Annotated in this window: 5 protein-coding genes and 1 pseudogene; 3 read left to right on the top strand and 3 right to left on the bottom strand. The window is 27.7% G+C overall.

The features are described 5' to 3' along the window. Positions 1–317: 317 nt before the first annotated feature. Positions 318–1,679 carry an AAA family ATPase gene (locus tag CLOBL_RS26445; protein ID WP_077861729.1) on the bottom strand — a complete coding sequence of 454 codons (1,362 nt, stop codon included), beginning with the start codon at positions 1,677–1,679 and terminating at the stop codon, positions 318–320. Positions 1,680–2,135: 456 nt separating this feature from the next. Between CLOBL_RS26445 and CLOBL_RS29100 the strand changes: the two genes are divergently transcribed. Beyond that, positions 2,136–2,267 (top strand): hypothetical protein, encoded by a 132-nt coding sequence (locus CLOBL_RS29100; RefSeq protein WP_278281368.1) that lies wholly within the window; start codon positions 2,136–2,138, stop codon positions 2,265–2,267. Positions 2,268–2,347: 80 nt separating this feature from the next. Here CLOBL_RS29100 and dapA read toward each other — a convergent pair whose 3' ends face one another. Continuing rightward, positions 2,348–3,232: a 4-hydroxy-tetrahydrodipicolinate synthase gene (dapA, locus tag CLOBL_RS26440; RefSeq protein ID WP_077861728.1), complete on the bottom strand. Its 885-nt coding sequence runs from the start codon at positions 3,230–3,232 to the stop codon at positions 2,348–2,350. 170 nt (positions 3,233–3,402) lie between these two features. On the opposite strand from dapA, the gene CLOBL_RS26435 reads away from it, so the two are divergent. Continuing rightward, a complete protein-coding gene (locus CLOBL_RS26435) occupies positions 3,403–4,578 on the top strand; it encodes a cation diffusion facilitator family transporter (protein WP_077861727.1) in 1,176 nt (391 codons plus the stop codon). Between the two features lie 116 nt (positions 4,579–4,694). After that, positions 4,695–5,468 carry a DUF2628 domain-containing protein gene (locus CLOBL_RS26430; RefSeq protein WP_077861726.1) on the top strand — a complete coding sequence of 258 codons (774 nt, stop codon included), beginning with the start codon at positions 4,695–4,697 and terminating at the stop codon, positions 5,466–5,468. A 216-nt stretch (positions 5,469–5,684) separates the two neighbouring features. Here the strand turns inward: CLOBL_RS26430 and CLOBL_RS26425 are convergent. Continuing rightward, positions 5,685–6,133: pseudogene (locus tag CLOBL_RS26425) on the bottom strand (ATP-binding cassette domain-containing protein); the annotation flags it as partial. Positions 6,134–6,510: the final 377 nt, after the last annotated feature.

Genomic DNA, 6,510 nt, shown 5'->3' with positions numbered 1-6,510 from the left:
TCTTAAATTTAGTATCCTCATGCATATCAACTCTTAATTTAACAAATTTTCTTTCCCTCATTTTTAACACGCTCCTCTATATTAATAATTTCTATATAGGATATATGCTCTAATTAAAAAAATAACATGTATTTTTAAAAAATTTGTTAAAAATATTTATTTTGTAATTTCATTATATAAAACAAATATGTATTAATATTATTATTTCTAGCAGATTCCCACCAAACAATTACAATTATTTATTCTATTTTTCATAAATTATAAGGCTATAGATAATTAATCTACAACCTCATAATACATAATTATTTATTAACATTTTAAAAATTAAATCTAGGAAATAAATATATAGGTATTGTTATCTTATTACCATCAATCCCACCATAAGTATTTCCTTTGCAATAAAGTGCTCTGTCAATTTTTCTGTCTTGAAGTGCAGCCGTTATTGTACCTCCTGAATTCTTTCCTGCTTTTACTTCTATACCATAAAGTAATGAAGTTTGTTTATTAAAATACAAAAAATCCAGTTCTCCCTTTTTGTAAATTCCAAAATTGGGTTTACTTATTTTTCTAAGTTCATTAAATATAAAAGTCTCGTTAATTAACCCATTTATTTCTGGTTCATTGCTCTTGTTTTCATTATAAATATCAAACAAATAACTAGATAACCCAACATCATTAAAGTAAAATCTTTGATTAAAAGTTTTCTCATCAAACTTAAAGTCAACCACTTTACTACAGTCATTAATTAACCCAGCTCTATCTATCCAAGCCATTGCTAGATTGCAATTACCTTCTGTAACTTTCATGTTCTTGTCTTTCATAATCTTTTTAAGCTCTGCTATATAATTTCCCTTTTCAAGACCTTTTTTTTCTTTTAATAATAGTCGTGTTATTCCATAAATGCAGCTTTCTAATGAGTTATAGTCAACCAAAATACCTTGAATACTATCCAAATTAAAATACTTTTGTGATTCATTTAATATTGTAACTAATAACTCTCTATAATAAGAGGTATCTGCATTACCCGTTAATAAATATCGTTCAACTGATTCTGGATAGCCGCCAACTTTTAAATAATCATTAAAATATTTGTGTATTTCATCATAGTCTGCTTTATCTGAATTTCCATACAAATCCAAAGATATGTATAACTCATATTTACCGCATGCTTTTATAAATTCCTCAAAGGTCATAGGCGTCATTTCAATCGTTACTGTATCACCTGCCGACTGCTTAAATTCTTCCCTCATTATAGTTAGTCCTAAATAGCTACCTGTAACTATAAATTTTGCTTTAAATTCTCTTGCAAATTGTCTTATTCTATTAAACATTTTATAATCTTCTTGTATTTCATCTATTACAATTACCATTTCTTCACAATCTTCAAATGATGGACTGAATCTTTTGAATAATTCATGGTTAAAATTAACTTCTTCCCTGTTTAATTTTCCACTTAATCTTTCCTCCATGATTTGTGCATCTATTAAATTTAATGCTTCCTTATCCTCAGTCATTAAATTTATTTTTATAATCTTTTTAAAGTTTTTGCTAACAAAATTACTTATAACATGTGTCTTTCCTATCTGTCTCGCACCCTCTATAAAAAGTACTTTATTCTTATTATATCCATCTTTCCATTCTGCAATCTTTTTATAAATATCTCTATCGAATTCAATCATTTATTCAAATCCTTTCATTTATTAGACTTATGTTAAGACTTTGAATTAGGCATCACAAAAAAATACCAAGTCAATCAATCCGCCTGACTATTTTTCATTATATATATTGTACCTTATAGCTTGTTTTTATTATAGTACAATTGCTAATTTCTTCAAACTTTCAAGATGAATTCTTACATTGCATAAAATCGTAAGTAAGAATTTTTTATATTAAATATTAATAAAAGAAGGTTACCCAAAAATCTATCTTGTTAAACCAATGTTAGCACAAGTTAAATTTGATGCAGCCTTCCTTTTACTATTTTTAATGAAATTTTTATGATATTCCAAAATAAACATATATCTTTTTCGATTCATACACGCTTAATTCTACTCTACATATTCTGGATATCTACATAGATATCCCAATCTGTGCTTTGAAATATATGCCATACTAGAAATGAGAGGTACTCTTTTATGCAGTGTTACATTAGAGAATTAGTTGTAGATATTTCTTCAGCAGAAGTTGTTCCATTTTTGCTTGTCACGAACTTGTTTCGGGAGCATGCAGAAATGGTGCAACTTTTGCTGTTAGAAATCCACAGTTAATTCTCTTTAGTAACCGAAATAACAGAGTACTTCTCATTTCGATAAGTTATGGCATAAATCAAAATATATACTTTAGATATCTATATAAGATTATTCTTAGAAAGTTGTTCTTTTAGTAGTTCTAGATTTTTGTCTTCCATAGGGAATAGTGGCATTCTAAGAGGTCCCACTTCATATCCCATAAGACCCAACGCTGTCTTTACTGGGATTGGATTAACTTCTACGAACAATGCATTAATTAGGTCTAAATATTTTGTTTGAAGTTCACTGCTCTCTTTTACTTTTCCTTCAAAGTACAAACTACAGATCTCGTGTGCTTCCTTTGGCATAACATTTGAAAAAACAGAAATAACGCCTTTTCCCCCAAGCGATAATATAGGCAGTATCTGATCATCATTTCCTGAATAAATATTAAGTTCATCTTTACAAAGAGCTCTTATTTTTGCAATAGCTGAAAGATCTCCGCTAGCTTCTTTTGTAGCAACTATACGTGGATGCTTAGCTAATTCAACATAAGTTTCAGGTGCTATGTTAACTCCTGTTCTTGATGGTACATTATATAAAATAATAGGAATATTAACTCTATCTGCAATATAATTATAATGTTTAATTAATCCACTTTGAGTAGTTTTATTATAATATGGTGTAACTAATAAAAGTGCATCAGCACCAACGCTTTCAGCATATTTAGAAAGTTCTACCGCATAAATTGTATCATTAGAACCTGTACCTGCTATAACTGGTACTCTTTTATTTACATACTCGACTGTGAATTTAATCACTTCTCTATGTTCTTCATCACTCATAGTAGAAGATTCACCTGTAGTTCCTGCAATTACAATTGCATCACTGCCATTCTCTATATTAAAATCAATTAATTTTTTTAATTCAGAGAAATTAACTCCATCTTCTGTAAAAGGTGTAACAATTGCTACTGCTGCACCAGTAAATATAATATCCTTCATAAAAAATTGCCCCCTCGAATATTTTCTATATAATTATAACATAGTAAAGTGATACTATAAACTTAGAATGTGTTTAAAATAATAAAAAATGATTACTTAAATAAAAATATTGTTATAATAAATATATTACTTATTGTTAGTTCTTTATGGAAATGATTGGAGTGTACAAAATGTTTAGTAAATTATTAGTTGATAAATTAGTAAAAGATAATACTAATATCAAAGATGATAAGGTTAGAAATTCTTATGGTATGCTTGGTGGAGTTATTGGAATCTTAGTAAATGTGATTTTATTTATTATAAAGCTCTCTGTAGGAATCATTGTTTCAAGTATAGCTATTACAGCTGATGCCTTTAACAATCTTTCTGATGCGGGTTCTTCTTTAATAACTATCTTAGGTTTTAAACTTTCAAGTAAACCTGCTGATAGGGAACATCCTTTTGGTCACGGAAGAATTGAATATCTTTCAGCTTTACTTGTTGCTTTCATGGTAATGCTGGTTGGTTTTGAATTTATTAAATCTTCCTTTGAAAAAATAATTACTCCAAAACCTATTACCTTTGATATGATTTCTTTTATTCTGCTTATTGTATCTATCTTTTTTAAACTTTGGCTTTCAAAGTTTAATAAATTTATTGGTGAAAAAATTAATTCTGCTGCTTTAAAAGCTTCTTCTACAGATGCATTAATTGATGTGGTTACTACAATTTGTATTGCCATTTCACTTTTGGTTTCAAGATTCACTTCTTTGCCTATAGATGGCTACATGGGAATTTTTGTCTCACTATTTATAGTTTATTCAGGCTTTAACCTTGTTAAAGATACCGTTAATCCTCTTTTAGGTGAAGCCCCAGACCCTAAACTGGTTGAATCTATACAAGAAATGGTCTTATCTTATGATAACATTCTTGGTACTCATGATTTAATCATTCATAATTATGGTCCAGGAAAATGTATGGCATCAATTCATGCTGAAATCCCAAGTGATATAAATGTTGTTGATATTCATGAGATAATTGATAAAGCTGAAAGAGAAATTTCCTCTGCTCTTAAAATTTATTTGGTAATACATATAGATCCAATTTGTGTCATCGAAGGTGAAGTTAAAGAGGCCTATGACGAACTTATGTCATTAATTAAGGAATATGAATATATTGATTCTATTCATGATTTTAGAATTGTTGGTGAAGGTGAAATTAAAAATTTAATCTTTGATGTAGTCATTGAACCATTAAAGAATTCTCACATAAATGATAATGAACTAATTAATACAATATCAGAAAAAATCAAAAAATATCATCCTGCATATAATTGTATAATAACTATAGATAAACACTTCACTTAATGGTTATCTTATGATTAGTTTTATTGCATCGGCATAAAACACTTTATTATTTGTTAATTTTATAAATATATGATATTCTTTCAATATTAATTACTCTGTTTAAAAGGGGGATGAACATGAAATGTTCACATTGTGGAGAAGAACTCGGGTTAAATGATATATGTATAAATCCTAAATGCTCTCATTTTGGTACTGCAATTGATTCATCACAAAGATCTAATTTAAATAATACTGAAAATAGCACACAATTTGAAAATATAAATACAACTGAAAATAATTCGAATTTTAATAATAATTATTCTGAATCAGCTAATAATAATTTTTCTTATAATGAAGCCATGGATGATTCAACAATTAGAAATTCGAACAATTATAATGATGATATATCTATAGAGGAATTTTCTACTTTTATTGGATATCATAATACAAATCATTATCTTAAATATATTAATAAAAGAAAAAATAATAAAAAGTTTGCCTCTTGGAACTGGCCTTGCTTTTTCCTAACTTATTATTGGTTATTATATAGAAAACTTTACGTTCCTGCCGTTATTTTTATATGTTTAAATTTTGCTTTATCACATGTATTAATAGGCGCAAAACTAAATATACTTTTAACACCAATACTCCGTATTGCTTTATCTATTTTTGCAAATGCTCTTTATCTTAACCATTGTGAAAAGAAAATTAAATCTATAAAAGAAATTAGAATGAATTTAAGTAACTTACAATATATAAATAGATTGCAAGCAAAAGGTGGCGTTAATTTAGCTCTACCAATAATAGTTTTCGTAATTTTATGTATAGTAGGAATTGTAATATCATCTTTTTTATTATTTTCAGCTTTGCATACTCCTCATAAGTTTGCTTCTCCTTCTTATTATTTCTAAAATGCATAAGGTTAGGATTTAAAGATTTATGTAGAAAATAATTAAAAACACTTAAAGATAGATTCATTCTAACTTTAAGTGTTTTATGTCTTTATAGATAAAAAAGCTAAAAACTGTACTTATATGTATATCAAGCAAAGAAATAAATTCACATTTATGAAATAGGCATTCAATTTCGGTTTATTGACACATAAGCCCATATAGTAACTGACTTATCTATAGCACTTTTGATAAGAAGTCTATTGTACGTGGATTCTTAGGATTCTTAAACACTTCTTCAGGAGTTCCTGATTCTATTATTTTTCCTTCATCCATAAATAATATTCTATCTCCAACTTCTCTTGCAAAGCCCATTTCATGAGTAACAATTACCATTGTCATTCCTTCTTTTGCAAGATCCTTCATTACATTTAAAACTTCCCCTACCATTTCTGGATCTAGAGCTGAAGTTGGCTCATCAAATAGCATAACATCTGGCTGCATTGCAAGTGCTCTAGCTATTGCTATTCTTTGTTTTTGCCCTACTGATAGTGATGCTGAATATGCATCTATTTTATCTACTAATCCTACTTTTTCTAATAAAGAAACAGCTGTTTTTTATCTTCATCTTTTGAAACTTTCTTTACTTTTACAGGTGCTACACATATATTTTCGCACACTGTCTTATCCTATATACTTCTTTTAATCATAGAATAAATCAATTAAATATATTTAATTTTCCTATTAATAATAATCCAATTATATAAACTATATATTTTAATAATTTGTACGAATATGAATAACTCTTCATATTCGCTTTAGATTCTGAGATGTCCTTTAAATTTTTAATCTCATATCTCGTTTGCACATGCCGCCTAAATATATTCAACAAGTACTGATATTTTCATCTAACTTATCAATACTTTGCTCACTCCATAATTTATAGTAATACCCCATTTTCTCTAGTAATTCTTTATGATTACCTTCTTCTATTATCATTCCATCTTTCATAACATATATCCTGTCACATTTCATAATTGTACTCAATCTATGAGCAATTATT

It is taken from the genome of Clostridium sp. BL-8 (genome assembly GCF_002006495.1).
In the GTDB taxonomy this organism is placed as follows: Bacteria; Bacillota; Clostridia; order Clostridiales; family Clostridiaceae; genus Clostridium.
Note: the sequence above shows the minus strand (reverse complement) of the source record. Positions and strands in the feature narration are given on the sequence as shown.

Coding starts and splice junctions, on each gene's coding strand:
- CLOBL_RS26445 (WP_077861729.1), bottom strand. CDS start 1,679: ATGATTGAATTCGATAGAGATATTTATAAAAAGATTGCAGAATGGAAA.
- CLOBL_RS29100 (WP_278281368.1), top strand. CDS start 2,136: ATGCAGTGTTACATTAGAGAATTAGTTGTAGATATTTCTTCAGCAGAA.
- dapA (WP_077861728.1), bottom strand. CDS start 3,232: ATGAAGGATATTATATTTACTGGTGCAGCAGTAGCAATTGTTACACCT.
- CLOBL_RS26435 (WP_077861727.1), top strand. CDS start 3,403: ATGTTTAGTAAATTATTAGTTGATAAATTAGTAAAAGATAATACTAAT.
- CLOBL_RS26430 (WP_077861726.1), top strand. CDS start 4,695: ATGAAATGTTCACATTGTGGAGAAGAACTCGGGTTAAATGATATATGT.